Consider the following 16,905-nt stretch of genomic DNA (forward strand, 5'->3'; position numbering starts at 1 on the left):
CTCGTGCCAAATATTACATAAGTTATATTCTAGTCAAAGAAAATCAAAGTTGTCAATAGGAAATAGGAGGAGAGGATTTATAGGGTTAATTCTAAAAAAAACATTCCTTGGTTTTGGGCTGGTTTTTGGGCTTGAAGTGGAGTCATTTTTGTGTACCACAGCTTATACTGTATAGCCATCCCCAATCAGTTTTTAGGTAATAAACCAAACAGCACAAATGGAAAATATACATATAACTAAAAACACCCAAACCCAAAAAGACATTCTCAAAATTAACCAATATGAGGGATGGGCAAAACGGGCACAGGAGGTAGTATTTAAAATGCATCGTGAAAATCTACAAGAAATGTTACCAGCGTCTTTTATTTTTGAGTTGCCTAGGCTCAATGCTTCCGGAGACTTTTATTATGTACAGGTACTGCCCAAAAACAGAATTTTGATTATTGTAGGGGACGCCCCTGGTTATGGTATTATGGGGGCATTTTTGCATTTGGTGGTTGATCGTTTGGTAACCGAATGCTTGCATCAGGATGAAATACACGCACCAAATGAAATTTTGAAACAGCTCAATACCAAACTCAACAACGATTTGAACGCTATAGTACCATTGGAAGAAAAAGCTCAGATCAAGATGTCGGTATGTGTCATAGATGAAATGGAGCGTACCCTTACTTTTGCCGGCGCCAAACAACGCATAGCTTATGTGCAAAAAGGAGAGGTTAAAGAGACCAGGGGGAGCATGTATGCTGTAGGTACACAAATGTTTGCCGAAAAAGAAGCCCCTGAACAAACTATAGACCTAGAGGCAGACACTACCCATGTCTATTTATTTACAGATGGTTTTCAAGATCAGTTTGGCGGAAGCGAAGGAAAACGTTTTATGCGCAAACAATTGCGAGATTTGTTTTTACAAGTACATCAAGAACACATCCCTACCCAAAAACAACAAATAAAAGAAGCGTTTAACCACTGGAAAGGCAACGAAAACCAAGTAGACGATGTATTAGTACTGGGGTTTAAGCTTGATTAATATTGATTAACTAAGCCCCCAAAGCAAGGGTGACTTAGGAATATCTGTTGGTGGGTTGTTTTACATTAGGTTCTTACAATGATTAGTACAATTTTTGTTATCTAATACACCTTATTGTCATAATAACTATTGGTATTTTTTTGAAATTCTAAGAGCTACCAAAAAGTAACCCAGATGATAGCAATTTAGCTTGTTTAAAGCGTTCGTTTGTGGTACATTTTCCGCTCATTTTTAAACAAGCCCTCAAGCAGCTAAAAAGTGCCTTATCCTCTAAGTAAATGACGCTATTATTTCGGATGAGTTTTGGTGGTGGATGCACTTTAAAAATCGCGCATTGTTCGCTTTTTGAAGATTGTGAAAAAAACAAAGTTTATCAAAACCGCAGAGCGAAGTTAATCTCTACTTACTTAGAAGTTAGAATACTGGATTTTAAATTATCTTTAAGACATTTTTAGTTAGATGAAAATCTCTATAAAACTTGGGGTCGCCTTATTGGTGGTGTCAGGCATCTTTAACATCAGTGCTTACTTATACACTGTCTCTCCTGATAAGAGCAAGGCACTTGTACGCAAATGGAAATATGTAATGATAAAAGTACCTTCAGTACGTGAAATGCTAGAGCATGTCTCTTACGAAGAGCGCGAAAAAATCATTAACCAATACGCTAAAGCCCTGAAAGGCGCTTACCTTAAATTTAACGCCGATAATACCTTTGAGATCAGAAAAACCCCTAAAGCGACCCCAACTAAAGGTACCTGGCGTTTTGATAAAGATGATAACAATAAGCTATATATGAAACAAGCCCACGAAACCAAAGAACAGGCGACTTATATACAAAAGCTCAACCGAAAACAATTGGTTATAACCAATGGAAAAAACAGCGAAGCAGAGCTTGTACAAATATATTTAGAGCCTTTCGAATAGTTTTATGGAAAAAAAACTGGACGAACCTCAAAAGATGCCTTCTTTTGGGGTTTGTTAACTTAAGCCCTGTGCTTATGGCAACCAATAAGAGTCGTTGGACACAGTGTGGTCGGAAATATAGTTATTAGTATTTAATAATCAGTTACTTATGAGCAAACTTGAAAAATATCAACCCTCTGGCGAATTATCGCCTGCTGTTCAAGGGGAGCAACCAAACGCCACTGTATATCAAAAGTCAGAACTCATAAAGTTGTATATAGGCTCATTCAAAAAATTTGGCGATTCGCAAAAAAATTACCGCACTTACGCTTTGCAGTACATAGACTATTTGTTGGAGCAAGAACTTACCATTAGTGAGGCAAGTTTTGATAATTTTATAGCCCATCGTGGAGCTAGCGCCTCCTATGTGTCCTATTTGCGTAAGTTTCTCAAATATTGTAAAGCGCAAAATATAAGTTTAGTACGCCCCGATAACCCCAAAATTGCACCTGCTGCCAATGAGCTTATTCTTGCGTTTATAGCCCACAACCATTGGATAAACGACCGCAGCAAAAATACTTATATCAATGGTTTGAATCAATACTTTGGTTTTTTGGGCGACAACAACTGGCAAATGATTGATGCACGTAATGTAGCAGCTTTTCGCGATTACCTCAAAGACAACAAAGAGTTGAGTGCTTTTACCATCAATAGCTACCTTTCTGCAATTAAAGAATTGGTGAAGTTTTGCCTGAAAAACTACCAAATGGCCGATGGTCAAATAAAAGCCCTCAACGAGGTAAAAGAAGTGAAAACGCTGAAAACCAACACCAAAAAGTACTACAAAAATGCCTTGCCACCTGATGTACTCAAACGCTTGATTGCGGGTGAAGACACCCGTTGGGCAGCTTACTGGGGCATTATGGGGTATTGTGGCTTGCGGGTAAAAGAGTTGCAGGCGCTCAAGTGGGCTGATGTAGACTTTGATCTGGACATCCTCAAAGTACTGGGCAAAGGGCAGAACACTAAAGAAGAGGTAAAGCTATTTGGTAAAGCCAAAGTATTACTGAGGGCTTTTTTGGGTGAAGCCAAAGAAACAGTGCAGGGTAGTTTGCCCAAAAACTTTGAAATATGCTCCTATAGTTACCCTACTTTGTACAATCATTTTAAGGCAAGTCTCAAAGCTATAGGGGTTGACGAAACCAAGTATAGTTTGCACTCATTGCGGCATACCTGTGGGCAACAAATGCTCGAAAGTGGCAACCCCCTTGAGTTTGTACAACGTCAGTTGCGACACGCCAGCACCGACACTACTGCAGTATATGTCAATAAAAAACTGGATGAGATGTTCTTGAAAAATGTACAAGAGTAGCAGTACCCAATAATAACCAAGGCTTTGAAGCATTGAATCAATTGGTAGGTGTACCTAAAACAAGCACCTTTTGGGGATTTTTGTTAAAAAAAACATCTCACCCAGGCTAAAATAGCCACCAACAAATAAAAAGAGTGATGATTACGGCAATGAGCGCCCATATATCTTTGTGTAGTTTTTTCATAGCAACAAATATACACATTAGCCCATTGCTTTGATAGTGCGTTATTGCCTTTGAGGTAGGTGATCCAACCCAAGTTGTTGGGCAAGTCTGGTAACTTTATGAGGTGTATCGAGTGCTTTGCTCACATCGTTTAAGGACAAATTGCCTGCCCTGGCTTTAAAGATAAAAGTACGGTAAGGTAACTTGCTTGCTTCTTGGTTAAAATTTACCCCATACTCCTGTTGCATATCACTGCTCACTTGTTCCAGTTGGCTTTTTAACCAAGGCAATAGCTGTATTACCTGTTCAAGCCAGGTCTGGATGTGTTTGATAAATGTTACCACCTCGGCTTCTTGTTTGTAGGCAAGCTTGTCTAGTTGTTTTTGTATTTGGGCAAAGGTCATGCTTTCCCATTTTTTGGCTTGTAACACGGGTATTTGCCATTCGCTTTGGGCTATTTTCCAATAATCTTTAGCCGCTTTTACCTGATGTATTTTAAAACCAGGTAACTCTATAGCGGTGAGTTTACCTCCATGGCAAGCCCCCGTATCAATGCCGTAAGTATGGTTATACACTTTGGGAGTGTCGCCCACTACCTGGTGCCCATAAATGATAGGTTTATGCCCTTGATAATAGTCAGCCCAATAGGTGCCTTCTGGGTATTTTTTTTCTAAATGTCGCGAACCCGACGTTGTACCAGCCAGCACATCTTCTTTTTGCGTTTCGAGGTTTTTGTCGTGTTCAAAAAAAGCATGCACAATAATGGCGTCTTTGGTTTTGTAGTAATACCCCAATGAACCCAGCCATTCTCTAAACTGAGCGTACTCCTCGCCAAACTGTACTTTTACTATTTCCTGCGAATAGCTCAAAATACCATTCAAGTGTTTACGCTCGTGGTTACCCATCAACACCAACACATTAGGGCGGTTTTTGAAGTAATGATATACTTCCAGAGATTGTAGCCCCCGGTCTACTATGTCGCCCAATGATACCACCAAGTCTTGGTCTGTTACCTGCATTTGGTCAAGCAACACCATCAGCTCATCATAACAACCATGTATATCACCTATTACATACGTTTTAGACATATTTCTTGTATTTTAATAGTCCGCAGCTAGTCCATAACAGACTCGAATAAATGTTCACCTTACTTATGCTTGATAATCAAAGAGTGAAAGTGATTTTGTTTACTAGATTCTTTTTTGAAGCGTTTGCACCACAAACGCTCAAAGTATATAGTTTAACTGCTTGATTATCAGTAAATATTTTCACTTGAAATCACTGCAGAGTATTGGTATTTTAGAAAGAATTTTTACTCCAGCTATTTAGCCAAAAAAATCACCTCCAAAGCCTACATCTCTTTGACGCTGAGTAGCATAATTCCAGTTAATTTTTTTAGGAGGATTATAAAAGTTGTGGTAAGCCAGTGCCATTTGCCGGGCAGCCTCATTGGGGGCTAATCCGCCAGTAGCCGTACCTAGCCCAGGGCAAGCCACCGTATTGATCTTGTCTTTGCCCGATGATTCATTGTGCTGAGTTATTGCCAATAGCATAGCAAACATTGCTTTGTATACGTTGTCGGTACGGGTGATTCTGAGCGGTACCCGCATGGTAGGAGTATGCGCTAGGTAAGGGTGTTTGTAATGGTGGGTTTTGATAATGAAAGAAGTACCCACGGGTTGTTCGCCCCTATAGCCTTTAATGATACGTTCTTGTATCCGATACTGTAAATCTGCCCCAAAAAAATTAGTAATGGCAAGGTCTACCCCTCCATCCATCAAGCCAAACGAGTTGGCAGCACTCACCATGCAATCAAATTCAGGTAGTTGTTCAAAAAAGCCTTGTACTACTTCTACCTTAGGGTAGTCGTCTTTAAACGCGGCTCTAAAAGCGTTGCATAACTCCTCTTTGGGGTCTACCAAAATCAATTTTTCCATTTGCTTAATTGTTTTGATTGAATTTTAAGTAACTCCCTTAATATACCCATTTCTCAGGGGATTTTCAGGCGCATTGAGCATAAAAAAAGCACTGCTTTTGCAGCGCTTTAATTTTTTATTCATTAGTCAAGTCACACTGTTTACTCTACTATGCCATTAGTTCCTCTTTTTGCCCTGCACTTGCCCTGCTTTCATCCAATCGGCTTCTGCCCCTTCCAGGTCGCCCAGTTTTTGTTTTACGTTACCTCTCATAAAATACCCTTTGCGACTTTTAGGAGCCAGTTTGATTGCCTGATCAAAATCAGCCAGTGCTCCTTTATAATCTCCCAGTTTGAACTTGATGTTGCCCCTTGTCAGGTAAGCCTTTTCATCTTTGGGTTTTAGTTGAATAATTTTATCAAAATCGGCCAAGGCAGCTTTAAAATCTTGTGCCTGTAACCTCAATCCACCTCGGCTATAGTAGCCCAGAGAGTTGTTTGGGTCAAGCTCAATTGCCTTGCTAAAGTCAGCAATAGCCCCCTTATCATCCCTTAGGTTTTGTTTGGCATACCCCCTGCCGTTGTATACAAGAACATCATCGCCCTGTAGTTCAATGGCTTTGTTAAAGTCGGCAACAGCCCCCTTGTAGTCTTCTGTAGCATTGCGACACATGCCTCGGTGGTAGTATACATCTTTAAATTTGGCACCCATTTTTATTACTTTGTCAAAGTCAGCAATGGCTTCTTTATACTTATAAATTTTTTTATATGTAAGTCCTCGGTTATACAAAGCGTTATCGTTACCCGGAGCCTTATTAATTACTGCAGTGTAGTCAGCAATGGCCCCTTTGTGGTTGCCTAGCATATCACGGGCATTGCCCCGGTTGTTGTGTAGCCTAATGGGTAAGTTACCTTTGGTAGGGCGCATTGCCAAGCCTTGGTCAAAGTCTTTCACGGCCTGTTTATATTGCTTGAGCTGATAATGAGAAATCCCCCGGTTAAAAAACAGCATAGGATGGCGGCGTGTTTTCAGTGCCCGTGAAAACGACTGGATAGCTCCTTTATAGTCTTTTTGGATCATTTGCACTGTGCCCAGGTTGTTCAGTGTGCGAGCGTCGCGCGGGTTGAGCTGTAATATGGCATTGAAATCGTTGCTTGCCCCTTTATAGTCTTTCAATCCCATTTTGGCTATGCCACGTGCCCCCATAGCCGATATATCTACTTTGTTTACCTCTAGTGCTTTGTTAAAATACTCAATGGCTTTTTTGTATTCTTTAGCGCGTAGCTTACGTTTGCCTGCCACAAAAAACTCTTTGGCTCTGGGGTCTTGCCCAAAGGCATATACTGTAAAATAGAGGCAAATCCAGAGGAGTGAAATTTTCTTGATCATCATTAATTTTTATTTTTTAACACCTTTATTATTATAAAAGAGGAATGCTTGAAAATAAGTTACTTTTGGTAGGATTACAAAGTTATCCTGATTCATTCCTGACAAAATTCTATTCAATTTATCTAACTGCACTACCTTTCTTTTATTGTAACTATCTATACTTACAGCATGATAGGGTAGTTAAACAGGTGTACGCCATTTGTTACAATTGGTTGGGCATAAAAAAAGAGCCAGATTTTGCTATAAAAGAAAAACCTGACTCTTTCTTGAGTAGTATTTGTGGCAACCAGTACCTGCTTACTCAGTAATTTCTACCCCTTTCCAAAACGAAACGTGGTCTTTGATACCCTCAGCAGCATCTTTTGGTGTAGGGTAATACCACGCTGCATCTACATTTTTCTCTCCATTTACCGCTAGGGTATAATAAGATGCTTCACCTTTCCAGAAACAATTCGTTTTGTGGTCGCTGTTTTGGTAAAACTCACTTTTAATCGAGTTCTTGGGAAAGTAGTGGTTTCCCTCAATTACTACTGTATCGTTACTTTCGGCGATAACTTCGCCATTCCAAATTGCTTTCATTGTAGTGTGTGATTTATGTTTTTTGAGATATAAAATGTCCAATTCTATAAAACACCCAAAGCGTTGCGTAAGTTCTTAGGAATCGTATTATTTCATGGTCCATACAGAGTCTACAAAGTTTTTGTTTTTATCAAAAAAGTTAGACATCACCTCAAAGCCTGCTTGTTTTGCCAGGTGCTCTATATTACTCAAGCTATACTTTTGAGATATTTCCATGTCTATAGCTTCCCAAGCTTCGAATTTGAATGTTTTGCCAAGTCTTTCAAGCGTCACTTCCTGATCTTTGGTACTCACTAAGTAGCTTTTAGTTGCTCCTGTCAAGGGGTTGTAAGTGGGGCTGTGTATAAACTGGCTGGTGTCAAAGTTACCATCAAACGCTGCATTAATTCTATCGAGCAGATTCAAGTTAAAATTACGGGTAATGCCTTCCTTGTCGTTGTAGGCATCCAAAATAATTTGAGGGTCTTTCTTAAGGTCAAAACCAATGAGTAATAAGTCGTCAGGGCGTAAGTGCTTACGCATTTGGCGCAAAAACTCAATGGCCTCATTATGCAAAAAATTACCAATGTTAGACCCTAAAAATAAGATGATTTTTCGTTCTGTTCGCTGTTGTTCGTTTAAAATATCTAATGCTTCAAAGTACTCATTTGCGAGTGGCTCTACCTCCAGACCAGGAAAATTTATTTCGAGGTCGTTTACCAATATACTGAGCACATTCTCTGAAATATCGATGGGTAAGTAACGGAAACAAGCTTTTTGTTGTAAAAAATGTTCAAGCAGTACTTTGGTTTTCATTCCATCGCCTGCCCCAAACTCTATCAAGTGAAAAGCTTGTTGACGATCGCTAAAAAGTGAAAGCAAAGCTTGCTTATGTGTATTAAAAATCTCGTGTTCGCTTTTGGTAAGGTAATAGGAAGGCATATCCATAATTTGCTGAAAAATAGCATCTCCTTTTTCGTCATAAAAATACTTGGATGACAAAAACTTAGGAGTAGAAGATAACCCCTCTATTACATCAGTAGCAAATGTGTCGTTTAAAACTTCGGCTGTTGTTTCCAAAATATAAGTTAGAGTTGTAAGTACTTGCACGAGCTGTCGAACGTGCTGCCAACAAGTTGTCGTATATTGATTGTATTGTTACAGATTTATAAAAAACTTTGCATGGCGGCATGTAGTAGTTTGAAACAGGTTCGTCAAACACTTCAATTAAAAGAAATATAAAAAGTTAGTGATCTGGAAAAAATAAGATGTGCCAATTTAAGAAAATATATTGTTCTCAGACGATTCAAAAAAAACGGTGCATAGCCAAAGCTATGAAGCTTTTTTTTTGAGAAGAATGAGGGCAATAGATACACTTTAATGGCTCAAATTATTTATGAAAGATCACTTAGAATATATTCAAATTGAAAAAAAAGCAGTAAACACTGAATACTCTGGGTGTTTAGAGGCTTTCGGCAAGCCTTATACCCGTAAACTGCCAGCGTTTGTCTGCCTGAAAAAAATTACGGTATGTACTTCTTATCTGGTCTTTTGGGGTGGCACAGGAGCCTCCTTTAAGCACCATTTGGTTAACCATAAACTTCCCATTATATTCACCTAGTCCACCTTCGGCTTTTTGGTAATAAGGGTAAGGCAAATAAGCACTATTGGTCCATTCCCAAACTTCGCCAAACATTTGATACTCGTTGTTGTTGCGGCTCAGTGGCACAAAGTGTCCACCTTCAAGCAAATTGGCGTTTTCGGGTATCTTAGGTACATATTGGTTACAGGCTACCTCCCATTCAAACTCAGTAGGGAGACGTTTACCTTTCCATTTTGCAAAAGCATCAGCTTCATAAAAGCTTACATGTGTTACAGGTGCGTGAGGGTCTACTTTGCTAAAGCCATGCAGCGTGTAGTTAAACCACTCACCGTTTTGCTCAAACCAATAATAAGGTGCCTTGACCCCATTTTTATTTACCCAATCCCAACCATCGGCAAGCCAAGGCTCAAAATTTTCATACCCTCCAGCGGCGATAAACTCCAGGTATTCTTCATTGGTAATCAACCTATCCATTACCTGATAGGCATGCAAAAATACTTGATGCTTTCCGGTTTCATTGTCATAATGAAATCCTTCTCCTTGGTAGCCAATGCTATATAAGCCTTCTTTTACTGGTAGATAGTGCGCTGTTTTGGCAAAGGGAGTAGAGTGATGTGTGCCATTGGGTTGGTATACTGGAAACAGTGGGTTGCCACCCAATATATACTTTAGGTCAGTAACCAATAGCTCCTGGTGTTGTTTTTCGTGTTGAATACCTACATCAATTACATAAAACAAATCTTGAGGTACTTCGGTATATTTGGCGAAAAACTGCTCCATGTGCTCATCTACATGTTGGCGGTATGCCTTGATCTCATCAATGGTAGGGCGAGTCATATTGCCCCGATTGGTTCTAAGTATCCGTTCGCCCTGGCTTTCATAATAACTATTGAAAAAATAGTTGAAATCAGTGTTAAATAGTTGATAGTCAGGCTCATTTGCCAATATAAAGTTTTCAAAAAACCAGGTAGTGTGTCCCAGATGCCATTTAGGGGGACTCACATCCTCTATGGGCTGCACTACATAGTCTTCCGGGCTTAAGGGGGCACATAAGTCAAGAGTAGTTTGGCGTGTTTTGTGGTATTGTTTGCCAAGCATTGAGGTTTTTTTCATGATTGTTTAAAACTGCTTTAGTTCATTTTGATGTACTCCTAAATTTGGTGTTTTTTTACACTAAAAGCAAAATTTAATACAAATGTTTAGACAACTCTGTCTAATTAAAAAAGTTCTTTTGTTGAGTAAAAATCATCAAAATGGTCAAATTATTACAGGCAGATCCTCACTCAATAACTTAAACCATTTCTGATTGTTTAGAGGTTGAACTGTAGAAAAATGCAAAAATGAAGGTGAATATCGGCAAAAAAGACTTAAAAACGTCGATATTATCAATAGAGAGGGTAGCCCACATAAAAAAACAGTTATTCTGTTCGTTTAAAAATTATATCTAACTATTTTTGTTAGGAGTCATTAAAAAATAGATCATACTAATTTGATAAAATACTTTTTGGGAGAAACAGCTTATCAAAGCTTGACTTGAGCTAAACAACTATTTTTAAAAGAGGTAGGAAACTATTTTGTGATGATTACTCAGAGTTGAAAACAAAAGATGTATTGCCATTATGATGGAGAGAACCAACGCCATTCAACAACCTACCGAAGTGTTGTTGCATGAAATAGATTTAGAAAACACTGTGCGTGAACTACTAGACGATACTCAAATATATTTTGATTATAACATTGTCAATATAGGGAGCAAAACCGAGGTGCCACAAATCAAGCTCGACTTGATTACAATTAACAAAGAGCACAATCATAAGTTTTTGTTTCATTCGTGTACCGGAAGCAATAAAATAAATATTCTGGAAGCAATGATTGACTACATTAACGAATATAAGAAACGTCAGGAAACTTATGCTATAGAATGGATGAATGTAAAGCTGACCGAAGAAATGCAGACTTCTTGGTTTAGAGGAAATGATATTTTTGACATTTTGAATAAATTCTTTTACAACAAAGAAAAAAGTCAATTCAAGATATTCAAAATAAAGTTGATGCCCAGTGCTTAGTAAAACTACAAAACTCACCTAACCACAGGCCGTCAGGTCAAGCTCTGCAAAACTCACCCACTGAATTTCGTCTCTGATCGTTGGATGTCTTCAATCAGAGGTTCCGCAAGACGGAACAAACAGAGACTGCTTTCTTTTGGATCATTTTACTTAGTAACTGCAACAAAAAATGCCCGTGTACCTTAATGTTCATGGGCATTTTTGTTTTATAAAGTCTTACCTTTTTTTCACTCTACTCAATTCATTTTTCAACAAGATACTTTCATTTCGGTGAATATAGGTTTTTTCAGTATCCAAAGACAGATTTACATCAGCCTGTGTAAAAAATAGTGGAGTAGAGTAACAGTGCCTGTCTGTTACCTCATTCGAATCTTAGATTTAACGCTTTTTATCTTAAGCATAATGACTTGGCAACTAGTCATACAGTTAGAAGGTGCCTCTGTAGGGATACCATAGTTTTTCAGTATTTGATTCAGTGAGTGAGTATACTGTTCCTGAAAGGCTTTTTCCCTTGGGTTGGTTTTGTGGTGTTCTACATATTCACATTGCAATTCATACTTTTGAAAACCCATCGGGTGTTGTACAATCAGTGAAACACTAGGGCGCGATTTCCACCCCGAAATGCCTTGTTGTAGGTATTTATTACATACAAACAAAGATATTAAGCCTGTTGTAGGGTGAAACTTAAGTGCATTGGCTTTACTGGCAGAACCAATACTGGCTTTTCCCTTAATCTCGATATATACATCCATTGGATTTTCCAGGATGTCTTGTAGTTGGTTAGTGAGCATAATTTTACGTATAGTGGTTTTATTGTTGTGAAGATAAGCTAAAAAAGTATTAATGTAATAAAATTACAATAAAAAGATTTTTATAACTATTTACACTCTTTGACTAGTATAGATTGGGCATATTTTAGCTTTCTATAAAAAAGCAGTTAATCATACTAATTTGTTGCCTTTATAGACTGTATGGTTAACTTTTAAATTTTTATGAAAGTGTAGTTATTTGTAAAAGGAGATTGATGATGAGTTTTTTGAGGAAAATGAGTCTGAATATTATTATATTTTTTTATGTTATTTTCCTTGTAAGATTGTGGTTTTTTAGAGTAATACATTGATAATCAGTCTTTTTTATTGCACATAAATTTAAGTCCTTACCTTAGGTAAATGACCATTGCCAACTAAGACTTATTTGCAGGGGTAAAAGTGGTTTACGCCAAGTTAATCGAGGTTTTAGAGATTTGAAAAAGTATTTTCAACGTGTGATTATTGGCAGTAAAATGTTTTTAAGCTTGATTAAATGATGAATTAAGGTTGAAAACTTACATGTATTTACCCTGATGCTTTTATATAAATTATAATCTGTTAGCAGTGTGTGTTAGGAGTATTTGGCTATTTTAATGAGGTTGCCCAATACTGTGAAAATCAGTTTTTTGAAGTATTTATAGAATTTTACCTCTATATTTTTCATTGCCTGATCTTCTGTAATTAATGACACAAAAGTACAAACAAAATATTTTGATTACTATCACTAAATTACATAAACATTACATGGGGGGAGAAATATTGTATTTTATGAAGCTATACGTTACTTATGTGATAATAGGATAATAGTACTTTGGGTATGCCTGGGGTTATCTGACAGTTACACATTATGCATAGATTTTATGGCACAAAGCAATGTTTTGAGTAAGTCAGTACTTTGTGCCGATGAAGATTATTCATTCAAAACAGAGAGTTGCTCCTTAAGCCAACTTACACCAATGGCATAATGAGATGTATTGGCTACAGGTTGACCTTTGTGTAGTACTACTATTTGGGGTGATTGATGAAGAATGTCAAACTCTTCAGCTATTTTGTTAGAGATGTCCCGGTAATTAATCAAATCTAAGTAATAAAAAGACAAATCTTTGACCTGAAAGCTCCATTCTTCTTCAAGCTGGTATTTTACCATAGCACTTAGGCCGCAGCTTACACTATGTTTAAATAATACTACTGGTATGTTATAAGATTCTTTTACCAATTCTGGTAATTGTTCGAGCTTGATAAGCTTTTTCCAGTTCGGGGTTAACTTCCCGTTAGATTGTTGCGAAAAGTGATTAGATATACTCATATTGCAACCATATTTAGTGTGTCGAAATGTTATAGGTTAAACTTCAATTTAAAACTTAATGTAGATACTATTACGACATTTATCCACTTTTTTGTTCAGTTTTGCTATATATAAGCCCTCTAACCACCTTTAAACAATCTAAAGTTGTAACTTTTTAAGTTTTTTTAATTCACCTTATTGCATACTGGTAGCTTGTGCTTTATTGTTTTCCAGCCATTCCAAGTCAAACTGTTGTGCCAATTTTTCGAGACTTTCAACTACAGCAGGCAATACAGGGATTCCTGTAATGAGGCGTTCTATGTGGGCGTTACGCTCTGGTTCACCAGGAATCAACACTTCTTTGCCCTCAACTGCTTTGGCTTCTTTGAAAGTACTTATCCAATGATCCATACTTTGCTTAAAATCCTGGGCAGGTCTGAACGCATCTATACGCATGGCTCCTACAAAGTGTCCGGTACCTTCGCCTACTGGCGGGGTACGCTCACTGGTGTTGCCTGCAGTAGCAAACGGTGGCACCCAAGGACCGTAGTTAGCCCCAGGAAGTACCCCTGACAAAATATCTACAATAGCCCCCAGAGCATACCCTTTGTGGCTACTGTGTACCCGATCGCTGCCTAAAGGCAACAAAGCACCTCCAATTTTGGGCTCGTGTGGGTTGTGGCTTGGTTGTCCCTGTTCGTTTTGCACCAGTCCCAACGGTGCTTCTTTTCCCTGGCGTTGTAATATTTGCATTTTACCGTAAGCTACAGCACTGGTCGCAAGATCGGCAACAAAAGGAGGGTATTTTTCGGTGGGTACAGCTACTGCTATAGGGTTGGTACCCAGTAGTTTATCTAACGAAAAGGTAGGCGTTACCAAACTACTGGCATTGGTCATTGTCATGCCTACCATGTCATAGCGCAAAGGCATCATAGCGTGGTATCCGGCAATGCCAAAGTGTCCTGAATTTTTAATGGCTACCCAGCCTGTACCTACTTTTTGGGCTTTTTCTATGGCAATTTGCATAGCCGTAGGAGCCACTACCAAGCCTAGCCCTGCGTCTCCGTCTATTACTGCTGTGCTGGGGGTTTCGTGTACTACCTTGATATTGGGTGTAGGGTTGAGCCTTTTTATTTCCCATTGTTTTACATAACCCGCAAGGCGAGCCATCCCGTGTGAGTCTATCCCGCGTAAGTCGGCACTAATCAAAACATCAGCGGCTTGCTCGGCATGTTCATCTGAACACCCTATTTTTTTGAATACCTGACGGGCAAAGTTGTAAAGTTGGGTATATTTATAGTATGTGGGCATGGGTGTCAAATTTTATAGGTGAGAAAATAAACTGCCAAAGCTAAAAGATTACCCTTGAATAAGTATAATCCAGCCTGAAGTAATTGTTAAATTATAAAAAAAATCAAACTTGACCTAAGTTTTTACCCTTTTATAGCATAAAAGTTGCCCTTTAAAATATCTAAAACCTATGGTAGAAGCCTCATGTGGTGGTTTTGGCATAGTTTTTTCAAATTTTCAATACACTATCAACAATATTGTAATACTACCAAAATGATTGCATCAATGAATGGGTCTAATAATTCAACACTCGCCCAAAAGTATCCTGCAGTAGCTTCCTGGATCAAGGAAGATACCATTGAGATCACTCACGAATTTAGAAGAGATATAGTAGCACGTGCGTCCGACGAAGAAGGAGTTATTTGGGAAGGAGATGGATTCAGGACATTAGATGAAGCTATGCAGGCGTTAGAAGCTGGTATTGAAAAATGGATCAAAGATAATTTTTAAACCCAACCGTTGGTAGCTACTATTGTCGGTGGCTGGTTGTTTTCCCCTTTTGTAGGTTGGGGTATGCTTCCTTGTGCTACAAGTATTCTCGCCCTTGTTTGACAAAACTAACCTGTGGATATTGCCTGACTGAATAATTAATGTTTAGTACCTTCCGGGCAGAGTAGCCGCCCGAAAGGTGTTGGTTACTTCCTTAGAGGTGTTCTCTTGCTTCATCGCTATTGGCGTACAATACTGCATTTATTTTTTGGAATTTAGTGCCTATATGACGACGGAAAAATGCATTGGTAGAGTAACGGGTAGACGAGGTAAAGTACTTCTTGTTATTTCGTTTTACCATCTCAAAAAACGCTCGCTCAGCTTCATCAGCAATATGAAAGTTGTCATAGTTAACCACTACTTTAAACTTTTTGCCTATCTGCTCAAACTGTTCTACCAATGCTATTTCTATTTCTTGTACTTCATCGTGATTATGAATCACAATACCTTCAAGGTTGATATACATCGTATTGGTAGCTTGTTCAAACAAAACCCTGTCTTCAAACGATACCTTCTCATCTTTTCTGATTTTCATTGGTTTGGGCAAAAATATGCGTTCATCCATTGTTTTAAGTTCGTCTGATATCAGAGGCTTAAAAGCCATTTTGTCTAAAATATCTTTTTGCAGATCAATACCTGGTGCAATTTCTATCAGTTCTAACCCTTGTTCGGTCAACTTAAACACTGCCCTTTCAGTAATATAGTACACAATTTGCCCACGGCTCTGACTATATTTACCATTAAATGTGATCTGGCCTACTTGGTCGACAAACTTGATCTGAGAGCTGTCTTTGAGTATTTTGAGCTGTCCATCTTCTACCACAATCTCCGACTTTGCCGTAAATGTGCCCATAAAATAGACAGCTTTGGCGTTTTGGCTAATATTAATAAAACCACCTGCCCCGGCTATTCTATTGCCAAACCTACTCACATTTACATTGCCGGTACCATCACCTTCAGCCATTCCTAAAAATGCTTGATTGAGCCCGCCCCCGTCATAAAAATCAAACTGAGAAGGTTGACTAATGATTGCCTGAGCATTAGACACTGCCCCAAAGCTCAAGCCACCCGAAGGAATGCCCCCAATGGCGCCTGGCTCTACCGTAGGAATGATGTAATCGAGAATGTTTTCTTCGTTTGCTACCGAAGCTACCCCCTCTGGCATACCTATGCCCAGGTTTACTACTGAGTTAATTTTAAGAAACATGGCAGCTCTTCTGGCAATTACTTTGCGGGCATCCAGCGGCAAACGCTTGATCAATGTTTTGGGCACAGTAATATGCCCGGTATATGCCGGGTTAAACACCTCCGAAAAAGTTTGGTGATGATAGGCAGGGTCTGCTACCACTACTGAATCTACCATAATACCCGGAATAATCACCATTTGCGGGTTGATGTGGTGTTGTACAGTTACCCGTTCTACCTGCACAATAACGATTCCGCCTGAGTTTTTTACTGCCTGTGCTATAGCAAGCGATTCCAGCGTAAGCGCTTCGTGCTCCATAGAAATGTTGCCTTCTTCGTCGGCAGTAGTGCCCCGCAACAGGGCTATATTGATAGGGAAAGCCTTGTAAAAGAGGTATTCTTCGCCCCTTAGCTGAATAAGTTCTACTAAATCTTCGGTGGTGGCTTGGTTTATTTTACCTCCGTCTTGTCTGGGGTCTACAAATGTATGTAGCCCCACTTTGGTGATGGTTCCAGGTTTGCCAGCGGCTACATCTCTAAACAAATGAGAAATAGCCCCTTGTGGAAAATTGTAAGCCTCTATCTGGTTGTCAATGGCAAGTTTGCCCAGAGTAGGTACAAGCCCCCAGTGTCCACCAATGACCCGTTTGACCATGCCAGGGTGTGAAAAGTGATTCAACCCCCTGGTTTTACCGTCGCCTTGCCCGGCAGCATATAATAAAGTCAGGTTTTTGGGCGATTGGGGTAGCCTTAAATCGGTTCTCGATGGCTATGGCAAGTGCTTCAG

15 protein-coding genes are annotated in these 16,905 nt (G+C 39.0%); 5 read left to right on the top strand and 10 right to left on the bottom strand.

The window, feature by feature from the left end; all coding sequences use genetic code 11:
- The first annotated feature begins 217 nt into the window (after window positions 1-217).
- The 3 genes from M23134_RS19230 to M23134_RS19240 all read left to right on the top strand — a co-directional run bounded on the left by M23134_RS19230 (window position 218) and on the right by M23134_RS19240 (window position 3,305).
- Complete coding sequence (locus M23134_RS19230) at window positions 218-1,030, top strand: PP2C family protein-serine/threonine phosphatase (RefSeq protein WP_002698912.1); 813 nt, start codon at window positions 218-220, stop codon at window positions 1,028-1,030.
- A gap of 459 nt (window positions 1,031-1,489) precedes the next feature.
- Window positions 1,490-1,954 (top strand): hypothetical protein, encoded by a 465-nt coding sequence (locus tag M23134_RS19235; RefSeq protein WP_002698915.1) that lies wholly within the window; start codon window positions 1,490-1,492, stop codon window positions 1,952-1,954.
- A gap of 148 nt (window positions 1,955-2,102) precedes the next feature.
- Entirely contained in the window at window positions 2,103-3,305 is a 1,203-nt protein-coding gene (locus M23134_RS19240) for a tyrosine-type recombinase/integrase (RefSeq protein WP_002698917.1), read from the top strand.
- 225 nt (window positions 3,306-3,530) lie between these two features.
- Here M23134_RS19240 and M23134_RS19245 read toward each other — a convergent pair whose 3' ends face one another.
- The 6 genes from M23134_RS19245 to egtB all read right to left on the bottom strand — a co-directional run bounded on the left by M23134_RS19245 (window position 3,531) and on the right by egtB (window position 10,047).
- Window positions 3,531-4,556 carry a metallophosphoesterase gene (locus M23134_RS19245; RefSeq protein WP_002698919.1) on the bottom strand — a complete coding sequence of 342 codons (1,026 nt, stop codon included), beginning with the start codon at window positions 4,554-4,556 and terminating at the stop codon, window positions 3,531-3,533.
- A gap of 237 nt (window positions 4,557-4,793) precedes the next feature.
- The gene (locus M23134_RS19250; RefSeq protein WP_002698924.1) at window positions 4,794-5,405 is read right to left on the bottom strand and encodes a macro domain-containing protein; all 612 of its coding nucleotides are present in this window, start codon (window positions 5,403-5,405) and stop codon (window positions 4,794-4,796) included.
- Between the two features lie 156 nt (window positions 5,406-5,561).
- The gene (locus M23134_RS19255; protein WP_045113888.1) at window positions 5,562-6,776 is read right to left on the bottom strand and encodes a tetratricopeptide repeat protein; all 1,215 of its coding nucleotides are present in this window, start codon (window positions 6,774-6,776) and stop codon (window positions 5,562-5,564) included.
- Between the two features lie 294 nt (window positions 6,777-7,070).
- The gene (locus M23134_RS19260; protein WP_002698927.1) at window positions 7,071-7,352 is read right to left on the bottom strand and encodes a DUF427 domain-containing protein; all 282 of its coding nucleotides are present in this window, start codon (window positions 7,350-7,352) and stop codon (window positions 7,071-7,073) included.
- Window positions 7,353-7,439: 87 nt separating this feature from the next.
- Window positions 7,440-8,411 (bottom strand): L-histidine N(alpha)-methyltransferase, encoded by a 972-nt coding sequence (gene egtD / locus M23134_RS19265; RefSeq protein WP_002698928.1) that lies wholly within the window; start codon window positions 8,409-8,411, stop codon window positions 7,440-7,442.
- A gap of 382 nt (window positions 8,412-8,793) precedes the next feature.
- Window positions 8,794-10,047 carry an ergothioneine biosynthesis protein EgtB gene (gene egtB, locus M23134_RS19270; RefSeq protein WP_002698932.1) on the bottom strand — a complete coding sequence of 418 codons (1,254 nt, stop codon included), beginning with the start codon at window positions 10,045-10,047 and terminating at the stop codon, window positions 8,794-8,796.
- 506 nt (window positions 10,048-10,553) lie between these two features.
- On the opposite strand from egtB, the gene M23134_RS19275 reads away from it, so the two are divergent.
- On the top strand, window positions 10,554-11,000 hold the full coding sequence (locus M23134_RS19275; RefSeq protein ID WP_002698934.1) for a hypothetical protein: 447 nt from the start codon (window positions 10,554-10,556) through the stop codon (window positions 10,998-11,000).
- Window positions 11,001-11,356: 356 nt separating this feature from the next.
- Here M23134_RS19275 and M23134_RS19280 read toward each other — a convergent pair whose 3' ends face one another.
- The 3 genes from M23134_RS19280 to M23134_RS19290 all read right to left on the bottom strand — a co-directional run bounded on the left by M23134_RS19280 (window position 11,357) and on the right by M23134_RS19290 (window position 14,405).
- On the bottom strand, window positions 11,357-11,791 hold the full coding sequence (locus M23134_RS19280; protein ID WP_002698936.1) for a hypothetical protein: 435 nt from the start codon (window positions 11,789-11,791) through the stop codon (window positions 11,357-11,359).
- Window positions 11,792-12,719: 928 nt separating this feature from the next.
- Window positions 12,720-13,115, bottom strand: a complete 396-nt coding sequence (ytxJ, locus tag M23134_RS19285; RefSeq protein ID WP_002698943.1) for a bacillithiol system redox-active protein YtxJ — start codon at window positions 13,113-13,115, stop codon at window positions 12,720-12,722.
- Between the two features lie 174 nt (window positions 13,116-13,289).
- Window positions 13,290-14,405 carry an Ldh family oxidoreductase gene (locus M23134_RS19290; protein WP_002698945.1) on the bottom strand — a complete coding sequence of 372 codons (1,116 nt, stop codon included), beginning with the start codon at window positions 14,403-14,405 and terminating at the stop codon, window positions 13,290-13,292.
- 264 nt (window positions 14,406-14,669) lie between these two features.
- Here M23134_RS19290 and M23134_RS19295 point away from each other — a divergent pair, with 264 nt between their 5' ends.
- Complete coding sequence (locus M23134_RS19295) at window positions 14,670-14,894, top strand: hypothetical protein (protein WP_198145057.1); 225 nt, start codon at window positions 14,670-14,672, stop codon at window positions 14,892-14,894.
- Window positions 14,895-15,087: 193 nt separating this feature from the next.
- Here the strand turns inward: M23134_RS19295 and M23134_RS19300 are convergent, their stop codons facing one another.
- Window positions 15,088-16,845: an acyl CoA:acetate/3-ketoacid CoA transferase gene (locus M23134_RS19300; RefSeq protein WP_075164043.1), complete on the bottom strand. Its 1,758-nt coding sequence runs from the start codon at window positions 16,843-16,845 to the stop codon at window positions 15,088-15,090.
- Window positions 16,846-16,905 lie beyond the last annotated feature (60 nt).

It is taken from the genome of Microscilla marina ATCC 23134 (assembly GCF_000169175.1).
GTDB classification, from domain to species: Bacteria; Bacteroidota; Bacteroidia; order Cytophagales; family Microscillaceae; genus Microscilla; species Microscilla marina.